28 protein-coding genes are annotated in these 23,053 nt (G+C 74.3%); 14 read left to right on the top strand and 14 right to left on the bottom strand.

The features are described from left to right. From TR50_RS21715 to lysA, 3 genes are all read right to left on the bottom strand, one after another. Positions 1-240, bottom strand: coding sequence for a hypothetical protein (locus TR50_RS21715; RefSeq protein WP_052441182.1), 240 nt, complete (start codon positions 238-240; stop codon positions 1-3). 65 nt (positions 241-305) lie between these two features. Beyond that, the gene (locus TR50_RS21710; RefSeq protein WP_042424162.1) at positions 306-584 is read right to left on the bottom strand and encodes a hypothetical protein; all 279 of its coding nucleotides are present in this window, start codon (positions 582-584) and stop codon (positions 306-308) included. Between the two features lie 252 nt (positions 585-836). Then, complete coding sequence (gene lysA / locus TR50_RS21705; protein ID WP_052441181.1) at positions 837-2,108, bottom strand: diaminopimelate decarboxylase; 1,272 nt, start codon at positions 2,106-2,108, stop codon at positions 837-839. Between the two features lie 166 nt (positions 2,109-2,274). Here lysA and TR50_RS21700 point away from each other — a divergent pair, with 166 nt between their 5' ends. Then, entirely contained in the window at positions 2,275-3,108 is an 834-nt protein-coding gene (locus TR50_RS21700; protein WP_042424157.1) for a M55 family metallopeptidase, read from the top strand. An 89-nt stretch (positions 3,109-3,197) separates the two neighbouring features. Further along, positions 3,198-3,569, top strand: coding sequence for a VOC family protein (locus tag TR50_RS21695; protein WP_042424142.1), 372 nt, complete (start codon positions 3,198-3,200; stop codon positions 3,567-3,569). Between the two features lie 43 nt (positions 3,570-3,612). Here the strand turns inward: TR50_RS21695 and TR50_RS21690 are convergent, their stop codons facing one another. Further along, positions 3,613-3,873, bottom strand: coding sequence for a hypothetical protein (locus TR50_RS21690; RefSeq protein ID WP_042424309.1), 261 nt, complete (start codon positions 3,871-3,873; stop codon positions 3,613-3,615). 459 nt (positions 3,874-4,332) lie between these two features. Here TR50_RS21690 and TR50_RS21685 point away from each other — a divergent pair, with 459 nt between their 5' ends. From TR50_RS21685 to TR50_RS21665, 5 genes are all read left to right on the top strand, one after another. Next, positions 4,333-4,974, top strand: coding sequence for a hypothetical protein (locus tag TR50_RS21685; RefSeq protein WP_236654523.1), 642 nt, complete (start codon positions 4,333-4,335; stop codon positions 4,972-4,974). Between the two features lie 114 nt (positions 4,975-5,088). Continuing rightward, the gene (locus tag TR50_RS21680; protein ID WP_052441179.1) at positions 5,089-5,526 is read left to right on the top strand and encodes a universal stress protein; all 438 of its coding nucleotides are present in this window, start codon (positions 5,089-5,091) and stop codon (positions 5,524-5,526) included. A gap of 102 nt (positions 5,527-5,628) precedes the next feature. Further along, on the top strand, positions 5,629-6,627 hold the full coding sequence (locus tag TR50_RS21675) for a serine hydrolase (protein ID WP_042424138.1): 999 nt from the start codon (positions 5,629-5,631) through the stop codon (positions 6,625-6,627). Positions 6,628-6,686: 59 nt separating this feature from the next. After that, positions 6,687-8,111, top strand: coding sequence for an amidase (locus TR50_RS21670; protein ID WP_042424135.1), 1,425 nt, complete (start codon positions 6,687-6,689; stop codon positions 8,109-8,111). A gap of 79 nt (positions 8,112-8,190) precedes the next feature. Then, positions 8,191-8,745, top strand: a complete 555-nt coding sequence (locus TR50_RS21665) for a Chromate resistance protein ChrB (protein WP_042424133.1) — start codon at positions 8,191-8,193, stop codon at positions 8,743-8,745. 625 nt (positions 8,746-9,370) lie between these two features. Here TR50_RS21665 and TR50_RS21660 read toward each other — a convergent pair. The 6 genes from TR50_RS21660 to TR50_RS21635 form a co-directional block, all read right to left on the bottom strand. Further along, complete coding sequence (locus tag TR50_RS21660; RefSeq protein WP_042424130.1) at positions 9,371-9,604, bottom strand: hypothetical protein; 234 nt, start codon at positions 9,602-9,604, stop codon at positions 9,371-9,373. Beyond that, entirely contained in the window at positions 9,601-10,374 is a 774-nt protein-coding gene (locus TR50_RS21655; protein ID WP_042424128.1) for a COG4280 domain-containing protein, read from the bottom strand. The genes TR50_RS21660 and TR50_RS21655 overlap by 4 nt, the downstream gene beginning before the upstream one ends. Positions 10,375-10,414: 40 nt before the next feature. Next, entirely contained in the window at positions 10,415-11,629 is a 1,215-nt protein-coding gene (locus TR50_RS45690) for an ABC transporter ATP-binding protein (protein ID WP_052441178.1), read from the bottom strand. Next, positions 11,626-13,419: an ABC transporter permease gene (locus TR50_RS21645; protein WP_042424126.1), complete on the bottom strand. Its 1,794-nt coding sequence runs from the start codon at positions 13,417-13,419 to the stop codon at positions 11,626-11,628. Before TR50_RS21645 ends, TR50_RS45690 begins: the two co-directional genes overlap by 4 nt. Before the next feature lie 3 nt (positions 13,420-13,422). Further along, positions 13,423-14,502, bottom strand: coding sequence for an ABC transporter substrate-binding protein (locus TR50_RS21640; protein ID WP_084700695.1), 1,080 nt, complete (start codon positions 14,500-14,502; stop codon positions 13,423-13,425). A gap of 202 nt (positions 14,503-14,704) precedes the next feature. Then, positions 14,705-15,769: a hypothetical protein gene (locus TR50_RS21635; protein ID WP_042424123.1), complete on the bottom strand. Its 1,065-nt coding sequence runs from the start codon at positions 15,767-15,769 to the stop codon at positions 14,705-14,707. Positions 15,770-15,860: 91 nt separating this feature from the next. On the opposite strand from TR50_RS21635, the gene TR50_RS21630 reads away from it, so the two are divergent. Next, positions 15,861-16,127 (top strand): GlsB/YeaQ/YmgE family stress response membrane protein, encoded by a 267-nt coding sequence (locus tag TR50_RS21630; protein WP_042424119.1) that lies wholly within the window; start codon positions 15,861-15,863, stop codon positions 16,125-16,127. 32 nt (positions 16,128-16,159) lie between these two features. Here the strand turns inward: TR50_RS21630 and TR50_RS21625 are convergent, their stop codons facing one another. Next, on the bottom strand, positions 16,160-18,442 hold the full coding sequence (locus TR50_RS21625; protein WP_042424116.1) for an FdhF/YdeP family oxidoreductase: 2,283 nt from the start codon (positions 18,440-18,442) through the stop codon (positions 16,160-16,162). A 141-nt stretch (positions 18,443-18,583) separates the two neighbouring features. On the opposite strand from TR50_RS21625, the gene TR50_RS21620 reads away from it, so the two are divergent. Further along, positions 18,584-18,979 (top strand): STAS domain-containing protein, encoded by a 396-nt coding sequence (locus tag TR50_RS21620; protein WP_052441176.1) that lies wholly within the window; start codon positions 18,584-18,586, stop codon positions 18,977-18,979. A gap of 65 nt (positions 18,980-19,044) precedes the next feature. Beyond that, positions 19,045-19,473, top strand: a complete 429-nt coding sequence (locus TR50_RS21615) for an ATP-binding protein (protein WP_174514846.1) — start codon at positions 19,045-19,047, stop codon at positions 19,471-19,473. A 45-nt stretch (positions 19,474-19,518) separates the two neighbouring features. Here TR50_RS21615 and TR50_RS21610 read toward each other — a convergent pair whose 3' ends face one another. Both TR50_RS21610 and TR50_RS21605 read right to left on the bottom strand, forming a co-directional pair. Next, complete coding sequence (locus tag TR50_RS21610; RefSeq protein WP_042424112.1) at positions 19,519-19,941, bottom strand: cupin domain-containing protein; 423 nt, start codon at positions 19,939-19,941, stop codon at positions 19,519-19,521. A 204-nt stretch (positions 19,942-20,145) separates the two neighbouring features. Next, entirely contained in the window at positions 20,146-20,814 is a 669-nt protein-coding gene (locus TR50_RS21605) for a dienelactone hydrolase family protein (protein WP_042424108.1), read from the bottom strand. 182 nt (positions 20,815-20,996) lie between these two features. Here TR50_RS21605 and TR50_RS21600 point away from each other — a divergent pair, with 182 nt between their 5' ends. The 3 genes from TR50_RS21600 to TR50_RS21590 all read left to right on the top strand — a co-directional run bounded on the left by TR50_RS21600 (position 20,997) and on the right by TR50_RS21590 (position 22,241). Continuing rightward, entirely contained in the window at positions 20,997-21,230 is a 234-nt protein-coding gene (locus TR50_RS21600) for a hypothetical protein (RefSeq protein WP_042424104.1), read from the top strand. Positions 21,231-21,354: 124 nt separating this feature from the next. Then, positions 21,355-21,657: a hypothetical protein gene (locus TR50_RS21595; protein WP_042424101.1), complete on the top strand. Its 303-nt coding sequence runs from the start codon at positions 21,355-21,357 to the stop codon at positions 21,655-21,657. Between the two features lie 260 nt (positions 21,658-21,917). After that, entirely contained in the window at positions 21,918-22,241 is a 324-nt protein-coding gene (locus tag TR50_RS21590) for a hypothetical protein (RefSeq protein WP_042424097.1), read from the top strand. 28 nt (positions 22,242-22,269) lie between these two features. On the opposite strand, the gene TR50_RS21585 is transcribed toward TR50_RS21590, so the two are convergent. Continuing rightward, positions 22,270-22,518, bottom strand: coding sequence for a hypothetical protein (locus TR50_RS21585; protein WP_369405763.1), 249 nt, complete (start codon positions 22,516-22,518; stop codon positions 22,270-22,272). Between the two features lie 295 nt (positions 22,519-22,813). Between TR50_RS21585 and TR50_RS21580 the strand changes: the two genes are divergently transcribed. Further along, a partial coding sequence (locus TR50_RS21580) for an RNA polymerase-binding protein RbpA (protein WP_042424283.1) occupies positions 22,814-23,053 on the top strand: 240 nt, incomplete at its 3' end.

The raw sequence follows: 23,053 nt of genomic DNA, 5'->3' as shown, positions 1-23,053 counted from the left end.
TCAGCGGGGCCGCCGCAGGTGTGCGTCGGCGACGGCGTCCCCGAGCGGCGTGAAGCCCAGGCTCGCTTCGAACAGGGCGTCACCGCTCCGGAAGGCCAGCAGGCGTGCGGAGGGGGCTCCCTCCGCCGCGCCGAAGTGGAAGACCGCGAGCGGTGCGGCGTGATCGTCGGACGCGTAGCCGAGTGTCTTGGGCGAGCGTGGATCCTGGGCGCCGAAGACCGGGGAGGGTCGCCCGTACACCGCAGAACATCGTCCAGCGTGCGGTCGCTCTCCGCCCAGCCCTCGGCCGTCTCGACGAGGTGGGCTTACTCGTGAGCCCGCAGAGTCCGATCGAGATGGAGCCAGCCACGCTCGTGGGCCGCGGCGCCGTACTCCGCGGCCACCACGTGGATCTCCGGCTGGGGGAAGCAGGAGCGCAGCAACGCCGCCATGTTCCCCCGTGCGTGGTCGTCCACGATCCACCGCGCCCCGTCGGGCTGTTCCTGTCCCTCGGCGAGGGCATCGAGGAGCAGCGGCAGGCGCGCCAGCCCGCCGTGCGTGTCGGGGCGACGCACGGCAGCGTTGAACCGGTCGAGGACGCTCACGCGCTCCGCCCCGATGAGCGCGCTTCGGCGATGGACGTGGAAGGGAAGCTCCGAAGGGACAGCATGGCGACCACCCTGGGCCGTTGCCGTCCCGCTGTCCACCGGGTTCTGGAATGCACACCCTCTGACCCTCGGTCGGCGGATGTCGGCGGACCCAACGCGACGCCCCGGTCGTCAGCGGACCCGGCGCTTGCCGTTCGCCCCCGTCCGGCGCCCGCCGGTGGCCGTCCGGCGGGCGGTCGCCCATGAAGCTCAGGTGTAGAGACGCAGGAGGTCCTCCTCCGTCTCACGGCGGACGAGGACGCGGGCGTGGCCGGCGCGGACGGAGACCACGGGCGGGCGGGGGACGTGGTTGTAGTTGCTCGCGGCGGAGCGCTGGTACGCGCCGGAGCAGGGGATGGCCAGCAGGTCGCCCGGGCGGATGTCGCCGGGGAGGTCGACTCCGTCGACGAGGATGTCGCCCGTCTCGCAGTGCTTGCCCACGACCGTGAAGTCCGCGAGGGGCGCGTCGCTCGCGCGTGAGGCCAGGACCGCCGTGTAGGCGGCCCCGTACGTGGCGGGCCTGGGGTTGTCGCTCATGCCGCCGTCGACGCTGACGTAACGGCCCTTCACCGTGCCCACCTCGTACAGCGCGACGGTCGTCGGCGCGACGATCGAGCGGCCCGGTTCCAGGGCGATGCGCACGTCCTGCGGCACCGCCGCGCGCAGGACCCGGGCCAGGTCGGCGGGGGAGGGGGCCGGGCGCTCGCCCATGAGGTAGGGGACGCCCAGGCCGCCGCCGAGGTCGAGCCTGCCGACGGCGACGCCGTGCTCGCGCTCCACCTCGCGCAGGAAGGCGACCATCCGCTCAGCGGCGGTGGCGAACGAGTCCAGGTCGAAGATCTGCGAACCGATGTGCGAGTGCAGCCCGACCAGCTCCAGAGCCGGCTCCGCCAGCACCCTGCGCACCGCCTCCGCCGCCTCGCCCGAGGCGAGCGACAGGCCGAACTTCGTGCGTTCGCCCCCGGTGGCCCAGGAGGCGTGGGTGTCCGCGTCCACGCCCGGCTTCACCCGCACCATGACCGACTGCCGTACCCCGAGCCGCCGCGCCGCGCCTGCCACGCGCGCCAACTCCTCGAAGGAGTCGAGCACGAGGCAGCCGACCCCCCACTCGACGGCGCGCCGGATCTCGGCGACGGACTTGTTGTTGCCGTGGAACACGACCCGCCCCGGCGGCATGCCCCCGCGCTGCGCCACCGCCAACTCGCCGCCGCTGCACACGTCCAGCGAAAGGCCGAGCTCCCGCAGCCAGCCCACCAGGGCCGGGGCCAGGAACGCCTTGCCGCCGTAGTGGACGTCGGCCTCGGGGAAGGCGTCCGTCCACGCGGCGCAGCGCCGGCGGAAGTCGTCCTCGTCGAGCACGTAGAGCGGCGTGCCGAACGTGCTCGCGAGATCCCCGACGCCCAGGCCGCCGAGCCGCAGTTCGCCGTCGGCCCAGTCCGTCCGCAGCGGCCACACCTGGTCCATCACGCTCTTGCTGTCCATGCCGCCGAAGCTAGGCAACGACGGGGCCGGGACCGGGGGAGCGTCGAGGAAGTGGATGCTCAGGCACGTTTCCGTCGCGCCCGCCCGCGTCGCGGGGTGACGGCTGGGAGACTCTGGCCCGTACCTCGTACTCCGTACCCCGTACCTCGTGCCGAAGGTGGTGGACATGCGCGTCGTGATCTCCGCGGACATGGAGGGCGCCACCGGCGTGACCTGGCCCGACGACTGCGAGCCGGGGAACCCGGCCTGGCAGCGCTGCCGCGCGCTGTTCACCTCCGACGTGAACGCCGCCGTCGCGGGCTTCTTCGACGGCGGCGCGAGCTCCGTGCTCGTCAACGAGGCCCACTCCACCATGCGCAACCTGCTGCTGGAGGACCTGGACCCGCGCGCGGAGATGCTCACCGGCCGGCACAAGGACCTCACGATGGTCGAGGGCGTCCAGCACCCGGACGTGTCCGGCGTGGCCTTCGTCGGCTACCACACCGGCGCCGGGGCCGAGGGCGTGCTCGCCCACACCTACCTCGGCAACTCGATCACCGGCGTCCGGGTGGACGGCGTCCCGGCCTCCGAGGGATACCTCAACTCGCTGGTCGCCGCCGAGTTCGGAGTGCCCGTCACCCTGGTCACCGGTGACGACCTGACCTGCCGCGACGCCGCGACGTACGCGCCCGACGCTGTCACGGCGGCCGTGAAGGACTGCGTGAGCCGCTACGCGGCCGTCTGCCGTCCGCCCGCCGTCACCTTCGAACTGATCCGCGCCGCGGCCGAGCGGGCGGCCGCGCTCTGCGTCCGCGCCGAGCCCGTCACCGACCGCACCTTCGAGGTCGAGGTGGAGTTCGACGCCACCCACCTGGCGGCGGCCACGGCCGCCGTGCCGACGGTCCGGCGTACCGACGTGCGTCGCGTCGCGTTCACGGCGGACAGCGCCTACGCGATGATCCGCACGTTCAAGACCGTGACGACGGTCGCCGCGGCCGCGGTCGAGAACACCTACGGCTGAGCGGGCGCCCGGCATCCCTTTCGCCCTGCACGCGGCGCGCCGCGGCTGGATCCGACGCCGCCGCGGGCGAGGTGAGCGAGGATGGTCACATGCTCGATCACGTGTCGATCCAGTGCGCGGACCAACCGGACAGTGCGGCCTTCTACGACGCGGTGCTGCTGACCATCGGCGGGACGCGGGTGATGGACTTCGGTGAGGTCGTCGGTTACGGAGTGGGCGGCAGGCCGACCTTCTGGATCGGTCCACGTACCACCGGTCAGGGCTTCCGGGAGAGCCATCTGGCGTTCGCCGCCCCGGACCGCGCCTCCGTCGACGCCTTCCACCGCGCCGCCGTCGCGGCCGGCGTCGAGGTGCTGCACGGGCCGCGGCTCTGGCCCGAGTACCACGACACCTACTACGCCGTCTTCGTACGCGACCCGGACGGCAACAACATCGAGGCCGTCTGCCACCGGCCCGAGTAGGGCGCGCGTCCGCACGACCCGGGCAACCCCCTCTTGGAGGGCGTCAGCGGCCGGGAGCCGCCGCCTCGGCCTCCGCCCGGGTGGCCTGCCGCAGCAGCAGCGCGGCCAGCGCCCGAGCCTCGCCCGGCGTCAGGCCCGCCCAGGCGCGCGACTGCCCGCCCGGCTCCGGACCGACGTCCAGGGTCACGCGCGAACGGCCGGCGACGCCCGCCTCCCCGCCCACGCGGAACTCGCCGATGCGGATCCGTCGCCCGCAGGCCGTGAGGAACCCCTCGCGCCGAGGGTCGTCCGCCTTCGTGCCCATGATGCCCACCTCCTCGACGGCCCTTCGGGCCACGCCTTCCACAACGGCGTGTGGCGGCACCGCATTCCGGATCGCTCGCCGCGCCCGCCGCGCCCTTGACCGCCGGGACCATCGGCCCATGCCCTCTGGCCCGCCCGGCCGCTGCGCCGCGCCCGCGCGCCGCCGACGCTGGAAGTGCAGAACCGTTTCCCCGTCCCGAGGACGACCGGCTCCGGGCCCTGGCGACCAGGTCCGGGCCGGTCGCCACCCGGGACGCCGACGCGGAACGTGCCGACGCCCATCGAGCCGCCTTCCGGCGCAGCGGAGCCCGGAGGCCGGCGGTCGCCGCGCGAAGGCGCGGTCGGGCTGTCGGGCTGTCGGCCGTCGACGAGCTCTCGCCCGAGAGCGGTCGGTGTCCGCGGCGGCCAACACCGGGCGGCGGCCGCCGAGCTGACCGTCGATCTGCGTGAGGAGAGGACCATGGGCCTTCAGCGAGGCGGGCACACCGCGGCCACGGACCGCGCGGGTGCCACCCGCCACCCGCCGTTCGGCGGCACGCCGCCGCAGCGGCCCTTGCCCCGGAGGCAGGCGTGGCCGGCGGTGGCGCGTTGCGTGGTCGCCAGTGCGGGCCTGCTGGCCCGCCGAGAGGTCCGGCTGACGCACGGACGGGTCGGCGGCCGGATGCGCTTCGCCGACGGCACCTCCGCGCTCGTGTACCGCGAGACCCGCCTCGGCGGCGGCACCGCCCTGGACGCGTGCGCGCTCGTCGTCGCGTTCCGGCTGCGCCTGGTCCGCGGGCGTGGGCACACCCTCTTCCGCTGGGAGAGCATGCTCAACACGCCCCTCTTCGTCGGCTTTCCGGGTTTCCGGTCCAAGCTGTGGCTCACCGCCGACGAGCACGGACGCTACCGGGGCGTCTACGAGTGGGACGGCGCGGAGCGTGCCGAGCACTACGCGCGCTGCCTGTGGCGGGTGCTGGGGCTGGTGAGCGTCCGCGGCTCGATCCGCTACGCGGTCCGGCCGGGCCTCCACCGGGACGACCTGATCGGCCTCTCGCACGATCCGCAACCGGCGCAGGGCCGCCCCGACGACGGCTGGTGGCTGCCGGTGGGCCCGCCGTGACCCGCGCCTGACGGAAGGCGGCGCCGACGCCGCGGCCATAGCATCGAGAAGCCGGGACGTCGGCGATGGCCGGCGCCCTGCGGGCCCTGACGCTGCTCCGAAGGAGGCGTGCGGATGACGCCGGAGGAAGGACCGCGGGTCGTGGTGGGCGTCGACCCGTCGGAGCACGCCACCACCGCGCTCGACTGGGCTGCGGACGAGGCGGTGCTGCGCGGGTGGCCGCTGCGGATCGTGCACGCGCGCGGCGCCGGCGCGTCGCGGCTCGCCGAGATCTCGACCCACCACGCCTGGGAGGACGCCGAGCGTGCCGCCCGCACCCTGCTCGAGGGCGCGGAGCGGCGGGCCCGCGAGGGGCACGGCGTACTGGTGGTCACGACGAGCCTGCTGGACGACGCGCCCTTGCCCGGCCTGATCGGCGCCGTGGACCCGGCGGACCTGCTGGTGCTCGGAGCCCAACGCGCGCATGCGCGCTTCGCGCCGCCGCTGGGCCGGGTGGTCCAGCGCGTGCTGCATCAGGCGGAGTGCCCGGTCGCTCTCGTGCCGCAGGCCTGACAGGCGCGGGGCCAGGCGGGCGGAGCGTGGTCGAACGACTTCAAGGCGAAGGCCAGGTGACTCCCAGCTCCGTCTTATGCACGGTGCGTACCGTCGCTCGCCATGTCCCAGACCGGCGCGCGGCGCGCATTCCTCACCCTGGCGGCGGTGTCGGCCGTCCTCGTCGGCGGCGCCTTCGTGGCGCACTCCCCGCTCGCGCACGGTTCCGCCGTCGCCGCGACGGCCCGGATCTCCCCGGGCGGCACCGGTTCGCCCTCGCCCGTTCCCAGCAGATCCGCCGGCTCGCCGACGCCCTCCCCGGCCGGCTCGCGCCCGTCCACGACCACGCCCTCGCCTTCGCCCTCGCCTTCCGCTTCCGCCGACGCCCCCGGCTCGCAGGACGCCGCCTCGGCGCGGCAACTGGACTCCGCGCTCGCCGACGCGGCGGGGAGCGCCGCCGTGGCCGTCGCCGATCTGTCGACCGGCGCGACGCTCAGCCGGGGCGACACGGGGCACCTGTTCGACACCGCCAGCATCGTCAAGGCGGACATCCTGGCCGCGCTCCTGGTCGAGCACCAGGACGCCGGCACCACGCTCACCGCCGACCAGCGCGAGCTCGCCACCAGGATGATCGAGCAGAGCGACAACGACGCAGCCACCAGCCTGCTGGCCGAGGTCGGCGGGCCGGAGGAGCTGGACGAGATCAACGCCCGGTTCGGCCTGCACCACACCACCGTGGGCACCGGCGGCTACTGGGGGCTGACCACCACGACAGCGGTCGACCAGTTGACGCTGCTTCAGCAGATCTTCGGCACCCGGCCGTCCAAACTGAGCACCGCCTCAAGGAACTACGTGCGTTCCCTGATGGGCGAGGTGGAGGCGGACCAGAACTGGGGCGTCAGCGCCGCGGCGGGCTCCGGCGACGGCTACGCGCTGAAGAACGGCTGGCTGTCCCGGTCGGCCACCGGCCTGTGGGTGATCAACAGCATCGGCGAGGTCGACCGCGACGGGCACACCTACCTCGTCGCCGTGCTCTCGGACGGCAACCCGACCATGGATGACGGGATCTCCCTGGTCGAGCACATCGCCGAGGCCGCCGTCGCACAGGTCGCGGGACCCTGACGGCCGGATCCGTTACTGTTCGGTAGGACTCGCCCTGCGACAGAAGCGGACGCCCCACGATGACCCCCGCGCACCGCCCGCACCCCGGACTCGCCGAGCTCGCCGCACTTCTGAGAGAGGGTCAGCTCAGCTCCCGCGCGGCCGTCGAGGAGGCGCTCGCGCGGGTTAAGGCGACGCAGCCGACGCTGAACGCGTTCCGGCGGGTGCGGGCCGAGGCCGCGCTCGCGGAGGCGGAGGAGGCGGACCGGCGGCTCGCCGCCGGGGAGCGGCTGCCGCTGCTCGGCGTGCCGGTGGCGATCAAGGACGACACCGACCTGGCGGGCGAGCCCACGGCCTTCGGGTGCGCCGGGGCGTTCCCGTCCGCCGCGGCGGACGCCGAGGTGGTGCGGCGGCTGCGGGCGGCCGGCGCCGTCGTCGTGGGGAAGACCAACACCCCCGAGATCGGCCAGTGGGCCTTCACCGAGGGCCGGGGCTTCGGAGCCACCCGCAACCCGTGGGACCTGGACCGCAGCCCCGGGGGCTCCTCCGGCGGGGCCGCCGCCGCAGTCGCGGCCGGGGTCGTGCCCGCCGCGATCGGGTCCGACGGAGCGGGATCGATCCGGATCCCGGCCGCCTGGACGCATCTGGTCGGCATCAAGCCGCAGCGCGGCCGCATCTCCGCCTGGCCGGAGCCGGAGCCGTTCCACGGCCTGACCGTCCTCGGGCCGCTGGCGCGGACCGTCGCCGACGCCGCCCTACTGCTGGACGTCGCCTCCGGCAACGCCCCGGGCGACCCGCACCGGCCCGCGCCGCAGGAGATGCTGCCCGCAGCCGGACGCGACCCGGGCCGCCTGCGCATCGGGTTGTCCTTCCACACCGCCTGGGCGGTCCACCCGCTGCGGCTGGACCCCCAGATCCGCGCCGCCACCCTCGAACTCGCCGAGACCCTTGCCCGGTTGGGCCACGACGTGGTCGAGGCGGACCCCCGCTACGGGCTGGTCGGGCCGGCGCAGCTGCCGCGCGCCCTCGCGGGCATCCGGGCGTGGGCCCGGCGCGTGCCCGACGCCGCGCTGCTCGACCCGCGCACCCGCAGCAACATCCGCCGGGGCGCACTGCTCGACGGCCCCGTCCTGCGCGCCGCCCGCGCGGCCGAGCGCCCCCTGCAGCGGCGCATCGGCGCGGTCTTCGAGCAGGTCGACGTGCTGCTGACGCCGACCACCGCCGCCCCGCCGCCGCGCGTCGGCGCGACCGACGGGCTGGGACCGGCCGCCATGGACCGGACGATGATCACGACCTGCCCCTACGCCTGGCCCTGGAACGTCCTCGGCTGGCCCGGAGTGAACGTGCCCGCCGGATTCACTTCCACGGGCCTGCCGATCGGCTGCCAACTGCTCGGCCCGGCGGCGAGCGAGGCGCGACTCGTCTCCCTGGCAGCGCAGTTGGAGGCGGACCGCCGCTGGGACCTGCTGCGGCCGCCGGCCCAGGCGGTGCCGAGCGCGGGGTGAGGCGTCCGCAACAGGACTCTTCCACCCAGTAACGTTGCTGGTGGCAGTAAGCGTGTGCGGGAGGACGGACGTGGGGCAGATGGCCTCGGAGGGGCAGGCCCAGGGCCTGCGTTGGCTGGTGCTGGTCTACAAGATCCCGGCCGAGCCGACGCGGCTGCGTGCCGGCGTGTGGCGGAAGATCAAGGGGATGGGCGCCATCTACCTGCAGAACTCGGTGGCCGCCCTGCCGGCGAGCACGTCCGCGGAGCGGGCGCTGCGGCTGCTGCGCAAGGAGATCGTCGAGATGGGCGGCACCGCGTCGCTCCTCGACGCGGGCGTCCTCGGCGGCGGAGCCGAGATGGAGCAGCAGTTCAACGCGGCGCGCAACGACGAGTACGAGGAGATCGTCGACCGCTGCGAGGACTTCCTCGGGCAGATCGAGAAGGAGTACCGCGCCGAGCACTTCACCTACGCGGAGCTCGAGGAGAACGACGAGGACCTGGTGAAGCTGCGGAACTGGTTCGCCAAGGTCGAGGCACGCGACGTGCTGGGCGCCTCGGGCAAGGCCGCCGCGGCGGCGGCGCTGGAACGCTGCGCGAAGGTCCTGGACGAGTACGCCGGCCGCGTCTACGCCGAGGAGGGCGAGGGCCGCTAGGGCCCTCCGGCCCCCGACCCTTCCTCCGGCCTTCGGCCGGGGTGCCCGGGGCACGGCCTTCCCTGCCGCCGAGGGCTGGGGGAGTTGCAGCCCGGCCGCGCCGGACGCATACGCGGGTCGCGTCTACGCCGAGGAGGGAGAGGGCTGCTAGGGCCCTCCGGCCCCCGACCCTTCCCCCGGCCCTTCGGCCGGGGTTCCCGAGGCACGGCCTTGCCTCCGGCCGAGGGTTGAGTGACGTGCTGCCCGGCTGCGCCGGACGTCTACGCCGGACGTCTACGCCGAGGAGGGGGAGACCCGCTATAGCCCTCGGGCGGGCCTCTACGGCCGCATGCTTCCGCCGGCCCGCGACTCTTCCCCCAGGCTGCGGCCGGGGGGTTCCCCGGGGCATGGCCCGGCCTCTGGCCGAGGGCTGCCTGAGGTGCCGTCCGGCTCCCGCCGGACGCAGGCGCGGGTCACGTCTACGCCGGGAAGGGGAGGGCCGCTAGGGCCCTCCGGTCTGCGACGCTTCCCCCGGCCCTTCGGCCGGGGGTTCTGCGGGCACTGCCTTCTCCTCCCGGCCGAAGGCCGGGGAGGTGCAGCCCGGCCGCGCCGGACGCCGTGGGCCGCGAGGTTCAGGCGGGTGGGCTCAGGTCTTGGGCCGGGCGGCCCTGGCCACGCGGAGCAGCGACAGACCGAGCAGCAGCGCGACCGCGATCGGCACCAGCCACCAGGCGTTGACGCCGGAACGCGTCAGCCCCCAGGTGGCGGCGAGTGCGACGGCCACGCCGACGGCGACCCGCCAGTCGTCGCCGACGACGAAGTCGTACCAGAAGCGGCCGAAGGACCGCAGCGCCGAGACGGCGCGCGCGACGACGCTCATGTGAGGCTCCCCTCGGTGGAGTGGGCCGTGCCGAGCGTGCCCGCGGTGCGGGCGCGGCGCAGCACGGAGGTGTAGCCGAGGGCCAGCAGGGCCACGGCCGGGACGATGACCAGCAGCGCGGCGTCGGAGCCGGGCCAGTTCGCGCCCGCGCCCTCGGTGGCCCAGAAGACGCCGAAGGCGGTGAGCATGGTGCCGACGACGAACTTCATGGTGTTCTCCGGCACCCGCGCGAGCGGGGCCCGGACCGCGAACCCGGCGACGGTCACGATCGCGACGGCGACGACGGCGCCCAGCACCGCGACGGGGATGTCGTGCTGGTTGTCGCCGAAGGTGACGACGATGAACGCGACCTCCAGGCCCTCGAGGAAGACGCCCTTGAAGGACAGCGTGAAGGCGTACCAGTCCTTGACGCGGCCCCGGCCGCCCTGCGCGGCGCCGGACGCGGCGGCGACCTCGTCGGCGTAGGCCTGCGTCTCGTCGTGCAGGGCCTTGTAGCCCGAGCCGCGCATGACGGCCTTGCGCAGCCACTGGAGGCCGAAGACCAGCAGCAGCGCGCCGACGAGCAGGCGCAGCGCCCCGAGGGGGATCTGACCGACCGCGGGGCCGAGCACGGCGACGGTCACCGCCAGCGACAGCAGCGCGGCGACGGTCCCCTGCCAGGCGGAGCCCCAGTGGCGGCTGGTTCCGGCCGCCAGCACGATCGTGAGCGCCTCGACGGCCTCCACCGCGCAGGCGAGCAGGACGGTGAGGAAGAGCACGAAGGTCGTCATCGGTCACCTCCAGGGCGCGGGCAGGAGTGGCGACGGACGGTCATGGGACCTCCACGGGGGTGCGCTCGGACAGTGGGGCGGCGTCCTGCCCGGACCCGGCGGACCGGGAAAAGGACGAGGGCGAGGACGAGGACGAGGGGTAGGCGAAGCAGCCGTCGGGGTCGAGGGTGACCCGGACGGGCGTGCCGCGCGGGCAGGCCCGCCGGTCGAAGACGCCGGTCAGGCGGGAGCCGTCGGCGAGTTCCACGACGTGGTCGTAGCCGCGCCCGCGGTAGGCGGTGTCGGCGACGGTGCCCGACAGGTTGTGCGAGCCGTCGGCCGCCTCGCCCGGGTTCTCCGCGATCGTGACCGCGGCCGGGCGGACCAGGACGTGGACCGGCGCGCCGTCGTCGAGCGCGCCCATGCCGGTGGCGACCAGGGGGCCGGCGGGCGTGGCACACAGGACCCGGCCGAGATGCGGGGTGCCGTCGGCGCGTCCGGTGAGCTCGCCCGCGAGGCCGGTGAAGCGGGCGACGAACGGGCTGGCCGGACGCTGGTAGACCTCCTCGGGCGCGGCGAGCTGGACCAGTCGGCCCTGCTCCAGCACGCCGACGGTGTCGGCGAGCGCGAACGCCTCGGCCTGGTCGTGGGTGATGTAGACGACCGTCGCTCCGCTCTCGCGGGTCAGCGCCGCGATCTCCACGCGCAGCCGTTCGCGCAGGTCCGCGTCGAGGTTGGACAGCGGCTCGTCGAAGAGCAGCAGGCCGGGCCGGGCGACCAGGGCCCGCGCGAGGGCGACGCGCTGCTGCTGGCCGCCGGAGAGCTGGTGCGGGTAGCGCTCGGCGTGCTCGTCGAGGCCGACGCGCGCGAGCGTCGCCGCCACCTCGGCGGCGGACCGCTCCTTCGTCGGCCGCCTGCGCTTGAGCGCGTAGGCGACGTTCTCGGCGGCGGTCATGTGCGGCCACAGCGCGTAGTCCTGGAAGACCATCGCCAACTCCCGCCGTTCGGGCGGCAGATGGGTGCGTCCCTCGGCGAGCGTCCGGTCGCCGAGGCGGATGGAGCCGCCGTCGGCCCGCTCGATGCCGGCCAGGCAGCGCAGCAGCGTGGTCTTGCCGGAGCCGGACGGGCCCAGCAGGACCAGGAACCGGCCGGGCTCGATCGAGAAGGAGACCTCGTCGAGGACGCGGGTCGCGCCGAAGGACTTGCCGAGCCGCTCCACCACCAGGGCGTTGCCCGTGCCGGGAGGGGTCGTGGCGGTCAGCTGCGTGCCGGTCATGCGAGGGCCTCCAGACGTCGGGCCGCGGGAAGGAACAGGCGCAGCGCGCCCAGCACGAGGCCGATCAGGACCAGTGCTCCGGCCACGACCACGACGGTCATCGCCGCGCCCGCACCGAGGTCGTACCCCTGCAACTGCCGGGTGATCGCCACCGACAGCGGCTCCTGGCCGGGCGGGGCGAGCAGTTGCGACACCGGCAGTTCCAGCAGCGTGCCGCAGAAGGCGATCAGCCAGGTCCACACCAGCGAGCCGGCCACCAGCGGCAGCACGGCCCCCGCCCAGGCGGCCGGCGCACGGCGGCCGTGGATCCGGGCCGCCCACAGCAGCGAGTCGCTGACCTGCCCGAGCGGTCCGGACAGCAGCCGGGCCGCCGACGGCAGCGCGCCCGCCAGATAGCCGAGGACCAGCAGCGTCGTCGTCCCGTACAGGTCGATGCCCAGGCCGGAGGCGAACGGCAGGTTGTAGGTGAAGATGTAGCCGCTGGCCAGCAGCACGCTCGGCAGCGCGATCGCGGCGAGCAGCAGCAGGTCCAGCAGGCGTCCGGCCCGGCCGCCGCCCTGACGGGCCAGCGCCCGTCCGGCGACCGCGCCGAGGACCACGGCCGCGCACGCGGTGATCGCCGCGAGGCGCGCCGAGTAGCCCAGCGCCGACATCATCTCGCCCGAGCGCAGCACGTGCCGGAAGTTGGCGAGGCTGAGCGAGGCCGTGGTCACCTTGCCGCCGGACGGCAGCAGCGAGGCCGTCGCCGCGCCGAAGGCGGGCACGCCGGCGGCGGCGAGGAAGAAGCCGCCGACGGCCGTGAGCGCCGTCGCCTGACGCAGGGCGCCGAGGCGGGCCCGGCGGGCGGGGCGGGTGCGCCCGGACAGCACCTGGTAGCTGCGCCCGCGCAGCGAGCGGCGCTGGGCCAGCAGGGCGAGGCCCACCAGGGCCAGCAGCAGCCAGCCCATCGCCGAGGCGAGCGGGAAGTCGGCGGGGAAGGTGGAGATCGACTGCTCCATCGCGCCGGTCAGCAGCGGGAAGTTCCCCTGCGAGGCGAGCGTCGCGGCCACGCCGTAGTCGGAGATCGACTCGGCGAAGACGATCGCGAACGCGGCCCACAGCGCGGGCGCCAGCATCGGCAGGACGACGCGGGCGGTGGCGAGGCGTCCGCCGCCGTGCGTGCGCGCGGCGTCCTCGAACTCCCGGCCCAGGCCCCGCAGCAGCGCGGTGACGGCCAGGTAGGCGAAGGGGACCCCGCGCGAGGCCAGCACCCAGATCACCCCGGCCGGCCCGAAGACCACCGAGCGCAGCGCGGCCGGGTCGTGCCCGAGCAGCCGGGCGAGGACGCCCTGTTGCTCCACCAGCCAGGTCCAGCCGAGCGACTCCAGATAGGAGGGGGCCAGGAGCAGCGCCCACAGCAGCAGCCGCCACAGGCCCTGCCCGGCGAGCGTGGTGCGCTCGGTGAGCCAGGCGAGCCCCAGCGCCACGGCGGTGGCCAGCAGCGCCGCGCCCGCGCCCACGGCGAGGGAGTCGAGCAGCGCGTGCGCGGTCCACCCGGAGAGCACCTGCTGGAACGGGGCCCAGGTGAACCAGGCGTCGCCCTGGTCGAACAGCCGCGGCGAGACGGCGACCAGCAGGAACCCGGCGACGGGGAGCAGCAGCACCGCGGCGAACAGCCCCCAGGGCAGCAGCCGCAGGGCCGCGGTGGCCCGCGGACGAAGGTGCCGCCCGGGACGCGGCGGCCCGGCCGCGGACGCCTGGTCCGCGCGCGCGTCGGCGCGCGGACCAGGGGTGAGCGTGGTGTCGGTCATGGGTCAGTGGACGATCGTGTTGGTGAACCAGGTGTTGACGGTGCCTTCCTTGGGGCCCCAGACGTAGGGGTCGATCGCCTGGGTGGGCACCGAGGCCAGTGCGGGCAGCTCCGGGTCGGGCGTGACGCCCTGGACGATGGGCCAGTACAGCGAGTCGCCGTTGCGGTCGCCGGTCAGCATGACCTCCTGGCCCTTCGGGCTGAGCACGAAGGAGGCGAACTTCTCGGCCTCGGCCTGCTCCTGCGCGGAGACCTTGCCGTCGATGCCGATGACGCTGGGCAGCGAGGTCACCTTGGGCAGGTAGGTGGTCTTGATGTTCTTGTCCTTGATCCCTGCGGCGATGCCCGCGGAGCTCTGGATCAGCGCGACCTTGATCTGGCCGGTCTGCAGCGCGTGCAGGGTGTCCCCGTTGGTCTGGAAGACGTGCAGCCCGTTGGACTTGAGCGAGCTGTAGAAGGCCTCGCCCTGGCTGTCGCCGCCGAGCTGGTTGAACATGCCCGCCACGAACGGGTAGGTCGGGCCGGAGACGGCCGGGTCGTTCATGCCCACCGCGCCCTTCCAGGCCGGGGAGAGCAGGTCCTGCCAGCTGGTCGGCGGGTTCGCGGTCTTGCTCGCGTCGTAGACCAGCGCCGCGGTGACGGTCAGGCCCGTCGGCACGTAGCTCTTGTCCTTGGGCACGACGGCCTGGCCGGCCGTGTTCAGCTGCACGTTCGGCTCGAAGTTCTTCACCAGCATCCCGGCCTGGTCGAGCGCGGCGAAGGCCTCGTCGCCGTCGACCCACAGCACGCCCCACTGCGGGTTTCCGCGCTCGGCCTGGACGCGGGCCAGCAGCGGGCCGGTGCTGTCGTCGACGAGCTTGGTGGGGATGCCGGTGGCCTTCTGGAACGCGGTGACCATGGCCTGGTCGTAGCCCTGGGCGGAGTACACCACCAGCGGCACCGGGGCCCCGGTGGCGACGACGTTGCCGCCGGACCCGGCGCTCTGGCTCGATCCACACGCGGAGAGCACGGCCATCACCAGTCCTGCGGCGGCGACGACGCCGACCGACCGTCTACGCGCGCCCACAGCGGTTCGAAGAGACATGTTCGCTCCAGCACAAGTGAAAAGTAACAGTGGTTAGAACCGTGGAGCAACGGGTCAAACGGAAGTGGCGCGTCCGGCCAACCGAATGTGAACGCGCGGCGAACGTCAGGACGCGGGCGCGACAGAGGCGTGCGCGGCGACGGCGGGGCGAGCCTAACGGCCCCGGCCGGGCGGACTCGCAGGGTGCCCGAGGGGCGAGCAGTCAGCGCCGCGCGAGGCGGCGGCGGAACGCGCGGACGAGGCGCGGACGCCTCGGGAAGAGCAGACCTGCCTGCTCCCCGCGCGTCCCGGCGTGGGAGCTCAACTCGTAGGCGTTGAAGGCAAGTCCGGCTGCCGCGGCGACCTGGCCGACGGATCCGGGCAGGACCTGGAGACCGGAGACGGGTCGGCCGACGCGGTAACCGTCCCGGTCGACGAAGAACAGGAGGTCGCGGGGCGTGACCCAGACCAGCTCGGCGACGCCCTCGGCGTGCCGCGCGTCGGCGAGCGCGACGGCTCGCGGCCCGCCCTTGCCGTCGTCGAAGATCAGCTTCGTGCCGTCCCAGTGCAGGTAGGACCCCTGCCGGCGCTGCCGGGCGCGGGACGGGGCGGTGGCCCTACCGGAGGAGCGCGGCCCGGCGGCCTGGTGGAGGAACGGCCGCGGACGCCCGGACGCGCCCGGATCCGCGTCGAAGTCGGTGATCGCGCCGGGCGCCGGATAGGAGACGGACTGGCCGCCGCCCAGCCGTTGGCGCGGTGCGGGCCGGTACAGGGCCTCGGCGGTCCGCGCGGCCCGCACCGCGCGGCGGATCGGTGCTGGCCACAGCGGCCACAGCGCCGGTTCCAGCAGCACGGGGACGAGCGCGAGCCAGAAGAGGGCCAGACCGGTTCCCGCCGCCGCGCTGGCCGCTGCGGGGTCGGGATGCCAGGAGTACCAGTGGTCGACGCCGAGCGCGAGGCAGGCCCCGAACAGCAGCACCACCGCGGCGCGTCGACACACGCGCCGGTGCAGGTCCCGCAGGCGCAGCGCGTCCGGCAGGCCCTCCTCCGGAGCCCGCCACAGCGTCAGAGTGGCGGCGAGCAGCAGGAACGGGAGCGCGTCGTCCTGCCAGAAGACGGATTCGGGGGAGCTCGCCCCCTCCGCCGTGGGAGGGGCGCTCATACCGTAGGCCAGCAGCGCCACGGCGGGCAGCGCCGCCACGAGCCGTGCGAGCCACCACCGGTAGCGCCGCAGCCGGCCGAGGCGACCGGCGAGCGTCGCGCCCGCGACGCCGAAACCCCCGTCCAACCCCGCCCCCTGGCCCGTCTTCGCTTCCCGGCGTTCCCCGGCAGCTTACGCCGGTTCACATGAGACGGCGGAAACGGGGCAGGCGCTCGGTATGGCTGCGTATGTGATCTACCTCATCGTCATCGGTCTCGTCGCCGGCGCCGTCGCGCGTCTGGTCGTTCCGGGCCGGGATCCCATCGGCGTGCTCGGGACGATCGTGCTCGGCGTCGTGGGATCGTTCCTCGGCGGCTTCCTCGGCGACGAGTTCCAGCTGCACCACTGGTCGCACACCTTCCACGCCAGCGGCATCCTGTGGTCGATCCTCGGCGCGGTGATCGTGCTGGTGATCGCCCGGCTCACCACCCATGGTCGGGCGTGAACTGGTCGCGCGTGAACCCCGGCCGACCGCCGTCAGCCGGCGGTGGCGGGTCCGGTCGCGGGTTCGAGGCGGATGACCACGGACTTCGTGTTCGGCGTGTTGCTGGTCTCCGCCGTCGAGTCCAGCGGGACCAGCACGTTGGCCTCCGGGAAGTACGCAGCGGCGCACCCGCGCGGCGTGGGGTAGCGGGTGGCGCGGAACCCCGGAGCCCGGCGCTCGCCGTCGGGGTACTCGCTCACCAGGTCGACCAGCTGGCCGTCGTGCAGGCCCAGCTCGCGCAGGTCCTCGCCGCTGACGAAGACCACGCGACGGCCGCCGCGCACACCCCGGTAGCGGTCGTCGAGACCGTAGACGGTCGTGTTGAACTGGTCGTGCGAGCGCACCGTGGTCAGCAGCAGACGACCCTCCGGCGCCTCCGCCGCCGAGACCGGGTTGACCGTGAAGCGGGCCCTGCCCGACGCCGTGGGGAAGGTGCGCGAGTCGTGCGGCCCGCGCGGCAGCATGAAGCCGCCCGGCTGCGCCGCCCGCGCCTCGAAGGCGTGGAAGCCCGGCACGACGTGCTCGATGTGACGGCGGATCACGGAGTAGTCCCGGCCCATCTCGCTCCAGCCCAGCGCGTCGCCGAACAGCTGCTGGCCGAGGCCGGTGACGATCGCGACCTCGCTGCGCAGCTCGGGCGAGCCCGGCAGCAGCCTGCCGCGTGAGGCCTGGACCGTCGCCATCGAGTCCTCGACGGTGACGAACTGGTCGACGCCGTCCCTGACGTCCCGCTCGGTGCGGCCCAGACAGGGCAGCAGCAGCGCCTCCGCGCCGTGGCACAGGTGGGAGCGGTTGAGCTTGGTGGCCACATGGACGGTCAGCGCGCACGAGGCGAGCGCCGCCTCGGTGACGGCGGTGTCCGGGGTCGCCGCGGCGAAGTTGCCGCCGAGTGCGAAGAAGACGTCGACCTTGCCGTCGCGCATGGCCCGGATGGAGTCGACGGTGTCGAGACCGTGGGCGCGCGGCGGCTCGAAGCCGAACTCGTCGCGGAGCCGGTCCAGGAAGGCGTCCGGCATCTTCTCCCAGATGCCCACGGTCCGGTCGCCCTGGACGTTGCTGTGCCCGCGGATCGGCGCGGGCCCCGCGCCCGGACGGCCGATGTTGCCCCGCAGCAGCAGGAAGTTGACGATCTCCCGGATGGTCGGCACGGCGTTGCGGTGCTGGGTCAGGCCCATCGCCCAGCAGACGATGACGCTGTCGGCGTTCATGACGTCGGCGGCGGTGTACTCGATCGTGCGCCGGGACAGACCGCTCAGCTCCTGGATCCGCGCCCAGTCCAGCGCCCGCCAGCCCGCGGCGGCCTCCTCGAACCCCTCGCAGTACCGGTCGATGAAGTCGTGGTCGAGCACGCTGCCGGGGGCGGCGTCCTCGGCCTCCAGCAGGACGCGGTTGAGGCCCGCGAAGAGGGCGAGGTCGCCGTTGACGCGGATCGGCAGGTGGCGGTCGGTCAGCGGGGTGCCCGGACCGGCCAGGCCGCGCAGACTCTGCGGGTTGCGGAAGCGCCCGAAACCGGCCTCGGGCAGCGGATTGACGGCGACGACCTTGGCGCCGCGGTGCTTGGCCTGTTCCAGCGCGGTGAGCATGCGCGGGTGGCGGGTGCCCGGATTCTGGCCGACGACCATGATCAGCGCGGCGTGGTCGGTGATGTCCTCCAGCGTGACCTCGCCCTTGCCGACGCCGAGGGTCTCGCCGAGTGCGGCGCCGCTGGACTCGTGGCACATGTTCGAGCAGTCCGGCAGGTTGTTGGTGCCCAGGCGGCGGGCCAGCAGCTGGTAGACGAAGGCGGCCTCGTTGCTGGTGCGGCCACTGGTGTAGAAGACGGCCCGGTCCGGGTCGTCCATCGCGCGCAGCCGCGAGGCCGCGAGCGCGAAGGCCTCGTCCCAGGGGATCGGGGCGTAGTGCGTCGCTCCCGGGGCCAGGTGCATCGGCTCGGCCAGACGCCCCTGGGACTCCAGCCAGTGGCCGTCGTGCCCGCGCAGCTCGGCGACCGAGTGGGCGGCGAAGAAGGCACGGTCGACGCGCCTGCGGGTGGCCTCCCAGGCGACGGCCTTGGCGCCGTTCTCGCAGAACTCCGCGCGCTTGCGCTCACCTGGCGGCGGGTCGGCCCAGGCGCAGCTCGGGCAGTCGAACCCGTCGACCTGGTTGAGCGCGAGCAGCGTCCGCAGTCCGCGGACCGGGCCCATCTCCTCGCGGGCGTACCTCACCGTCTCGGTGACGCTGCGGACGCCGACGCTTCTGTGCTCGGGACCGCCGGTGCGCGGCTCCGGTTCGCTCATGGCGGCCACCTCCACGGAAAGACGCGTCTGTGAGTCCGGATAACCTCCCCGCTCGCGGGCAAACCCCGCAGGAGCTGCCCGTTTCCGGCCGCTGGGAGATGATGGCCGGAAGGGGACGGCTCGAGTCCGGGGAGCGTGTATATGACGTCCAGCACGGACGGAACCGGCGACACCGCCGCGAAGCGCTTCTCCGTGGCCGAGGACGTCAGCGCGTCCGAGGCCGTGCTCCGGCTCTCCGGAGAGCTCGACCACGACACGGCCCCCGCGCTGCGCACGGCTCTCGACCGCTGCGAGGCCGCCGGCGCGGCGCGCATCCTGGTGGACTTCTCCGACCTCCAGTTCTGCGACTCCACCGGCCTCAACGTGCTGCTGCAGGCCCGCGCCCGCGCCCAGGCGCGCGACGCGGCCGTCGAGCTGGTCGGGCTCGGGCGCGGAGTCTCCCGGGTCTTCGACCTCACCGGCGCGGCGACGCTGTTCCCCCGCTACGCGACCGTCGCCGAGGCGCGCTCGGCCGGTGGGGCGGCCCCGGGGAACTGACCGACGTCGGGACGGAGCGGAGCAGCCGGAGCGGAGCAGTCGGAGCAGAGGAGCGGAGGCGCACGGTGGACGGCACGGGCGGTGCGACGGGTGCGGACGGGGTGGACCGACTGCGCCTCGGGGGAGCGAGGGGCGTGGTCGGCCGGTGCCGTGACTTCGTCAGCGCCAGCCTCGCGTCGCGCGGCTGGCTCGACGACCCGGCGGAGGAGCAGCGCGCCGTCGTCGAGGACGTGCTGCTGATGACGTCCGAGCTGGTCACCAACGCCTGCCTGCACGCCGGCGGCCCCCAGGAGGTCGCCGTGTCGTCGGCGGGTGACCGGCTGCGGGTCGAGGTGGCCGACGACAACCCGGACCGCCCCCGGCTGCGTCCGCTGACCGCGCCCGCCTACCCGGGCGGTCACGGGCTACGGGTGGTCCAACGGCTTGCCCGCCGTTGGGGGAGCGACGCGCGGAACGGCGGCAAGGTCGTCTGGTTCGAGATCGACCACGCCTGAGCGCGGCGACGGCGAAGCCGGCCGCTGACGCGTCGGGTGTGGGCTTCAGGCTGTTCCCCGCGGCGGGCCGGACCGGATCTGCAGGCCCGGACGTCGTCGGTGGACCGTCAGGTAGGAGAGCCCGCCGTCGCCCGCGGTCAGCGCGCGGGTGGAGCCGTGCGGCAGCCAGCAGAGCGAACCGGCCGTCAGCGACTGCGCACCTTCGGACGAGGCGAGGGTGCCGGTTCCGGAGACGACCAGGAGCAGCACGTCCAGGTCGGGCTCGGTGTGCGTGCCGATCCGGCGAGCGGCCGGCAGATGGACGAGGTTGGCGTCCAACTGGCGGCCGGACTCGGCCAGCCGCCACACCGCTCCGGAGGCCGCGCCCGCGTCAGGGGCTGCTGCCGCGAGGGCCTGGACGTCGCACAGCAGGCTCGGCACGGGCGCGGCGGCGCTTCGGCCCGTCCGTGAGGTGTCGTCAGTCACCATCTGCCCCTTCTGTATCGCCGCGTCGACGGGGCAATTATCCGGAAATCCGCACGGGCGCGTTCGGGATCTGTGTCGATCGGGACAAAGCGGGCCCAGGCGGCACCATCCTCGGCCTGATCGACGGAAGTCAACGGGCCGCACTGGCCGCCGAGTTCGGCTCAGGTTCAGCCGCCCCGAGGCGAACCCCGACCGGGGGGCGGCAGGTCACCGCGGCAGGTCGCCGGGGCCGAGGAACCAGTCACGGGCCGCCGCGGCCACCTGCTCCAGCGTGCCCGGCTCGGTGAAGAGGTGCGTCGCTCCCGGGACCACCGCCAACCGGCAGGGAGCGACCATCCGCCGGGCGGCGTCCCGGTTGAGGTCCAGGACCTGCTCGTCGCGGCCCCCGACGAGCAGCAGCACCGGCGCCCGCACCTGCGGCAGCGCGTCGCCCGCGAGATCGGGCCTTCCCCCTCGGGAGACCACCGCGTGGACCCGGGCCGGACGCTCGGCCGCCGCCCGCAGCGCCGCGGCCGCACCCGTGCTCGCCCCGAACAGCCCGACGGGCGCGCCCGCCGTGTCGGGCTCTGCGCCGAGCCAGTCGATCGCCGCGACGAGTCGCCGGGCCAGCAGCGGGATGTCGAAGCGCAGACGGCCGGTGGCGTCGTCGATGCGCTCCTCGGTCACGGTCAGCAGGTCCAGCAGCAGGGTGCCGAGCCCGGCCTGTCGCAGGGTCGCCGCGACGGCGCGGTTGCGCGGGCTGAACCGGGAGCTTCCGCTGCCGTGCGCGAACAGCACGACCGACGCAGGCGAGGACGGCAGCGCGAGATCGCCGCGCAGGGCCTCGGCGCCCGCGCCGACGGCGACCACGACCTCCCGGACAGTGACGGCAGGCATGACCCACCTCCCTCTCCCGGTCCAGACCCCTGCCCGGTCACGCACCCGGCAAACGCCGCCGCCGGGGCCCTGACCTGACTCGTTCGGAGCAAGCGTGAGGCGGGTCGGGCTGCGGGGCGGCTCAGGGCGGGTAGCGTCGGGACCGCTCGTCTCCACTTCGGGACCTCGAGAGGAATGCCCGCATGTTCGCGCTGCCCGGTGCATGGGAGGTGCTACGGGCGGTCGGCGCACACGCGGTCCGCGGCCTGGCCGCGCTCGAACCGCGAGGATGGAACCGGCAGGCCCAGCGCAACGCCGCAGCCGCCGCCGCGGCGTCCCGCGCCTGGCGTCTCGACGCCGAGGACCCGCTCCCGGCCGTCCCGGCTGTCCCGGCCCTCGTGCCCGCGCTCACGCCCGCCCGAGTGACGCGTGCCTGACCGCCGCCTGCCTGACGTCCTCGGAGTACGCACCGGCGAGCCCGCGCACGGGATCCGATAACTCGCGGGTTCCCGGGTAGGCGCACTGTGCAAGTGCATCGTCACCGTCAGGGAGGGCTTCCTCATGGGCAGCACATTCACGCAGGCGAAGGAGAAGACCGCCACCGCGGCCCACACGGTCACCGACGGCGCGGCCGCGGTCCGCGAACACGCCGCCCGGCTGGCGCGTCGGGCCGCCGATCAGACGGGCACCGCGCGTGGCACCGTCGGCACGCTCACCGCCCGAGCCGGCCGTGCGATGCCGGACCGGGCTGCGCTCTCCGCCGGCCACGACGTGTCCGGGCGGACCAAGGCGTTGATCGGGCTCGGCGCGGCAGTCGCCCTCGCGGGGCTGGCCTGGCTGGGCCTGCGCGGTCGCGTGGACTGACCGGCGGACTGAGCGGGAGCGAAACCGACCAGGCGCGCCACGGGCGCCGGGTTCCGGCGTGCGACACGCACCCAGGGCCCGGTGCCCGGCGCCGTGGGTCCGGTCCTGGTGAGCCTTGGCGGGCCCCTTGTCGCGCGCGGAGCTTCGCCGGGTCTGACCTGTTGTCTCGGGACGAAACCGGCGGCGCGATGACATCGGGAAATCCGGGTAGGCGCACCCCGGCCGGCGGAGGTGCCGCCGCAAGGAGTCAGGAGGTCGTCATGCCCGCAGGATCGTCCCCCAAGCGCGAGCGCCAGTACGAGCACATCAAGCAGAGCGCGGAGGACAGGGGTGAGAGCACCGAGCGGGCCAAGGAGATCGCGGCCCGGACCGTCAACAAGGAACGCGCACGCCATGGCGAGTCCAAGACCGCCAGCCCCACCTCGCTCAAGGACATGTCGTCCTCGCGTCGAGGCGGCCTGCGCTCCCACAGCGGCGCCCAGGGCCCGACGTACGACCAGCTCTACGAGGAGGCCAAGAGGCGCAACATCGACGGGCGCTCGAAGATGAACAAGCGCCAGCTGGCCAGCGCCCTCGGACGCTGACGGGCGCGCGGGACCACTACCTGGGCGCTCACTCCCAGACGTCGGGCCCGCCGTGACGCCACTCCACGACGGCCGGGTCGCCGAGCGAGGCGGTGCCGAGGCCGGCTCGGCGCATGAACTCGGCGACGTCGCCTGTGCTGTAGGCGTTGCCCACCGGCACTCCGTCCACGTCCACCCGACGGGTCGGCTCGCCCGAACCGTCGTCGTGCACCGGGCTGACGGTCACCTGCGCATCGGGGTTGGTCTCGGGGTTGGTCCGGGCCGCGTCGTCCGACATGCTGATGCTCCTGGTGTTGGGGTGTTTCGGGCAGGGCCGCAGAGCCCAGGCGGGGGGTCCTGGGCCCTGCGGGGCGGGGTTCCGAGCCGCAAGGTCGGGAACCCGCAGGCCGCGTCTACCCGGAAGCGCTGCGGCGAATCAGCGGTGCGCTGCGAGAGCCTCAGGCAGCCGAACTCGTCGGCCGACCGCGCCTTCGGTGGGGGCCGGATGTTCCTTCGCCGGGTGATGACCGTAGGCTTGCCCTTCCCATGCACATCCGAGGCGTGGACATCGAGGCAGGCCGAGGAGAACGAACATGGCACAGGGACGGACCGGCATCAGGGGCGCGCGTATCGGCTCGGGGCCGCTGGGGGAGCCGGAGCGCGGAGACCTCGCCCCGCGCGTCACGACGTCGTTCTGGTGCGGCAACGGCCACCACAGCCAGCCCAGCTTCGCGATCGAGGCCGTGGTTCCGGAGGTCTGGGACTGCCCGAAGTGCGGTCTGCCGGCCGGCCCGGACCCCGACAACATCCCTGCCGCGGAGGTCAACGCCCCG

It is taken from the genome of Streptacidiphilus anmyonensis, from assembly GCF_000787855.1.
Lineage (GTDB): Bacteria > Actinomycetota > Actinomycetes > Streptomycetales > Streptomycetaceae > Streptacidiphilus > Streptacidiphilus anmyonensis.
The sequence above is the reverse complement of the archived record's forward strand: the minus strand, read 5'-3'. Positions and strand labels throughout refer to the sequence as shown.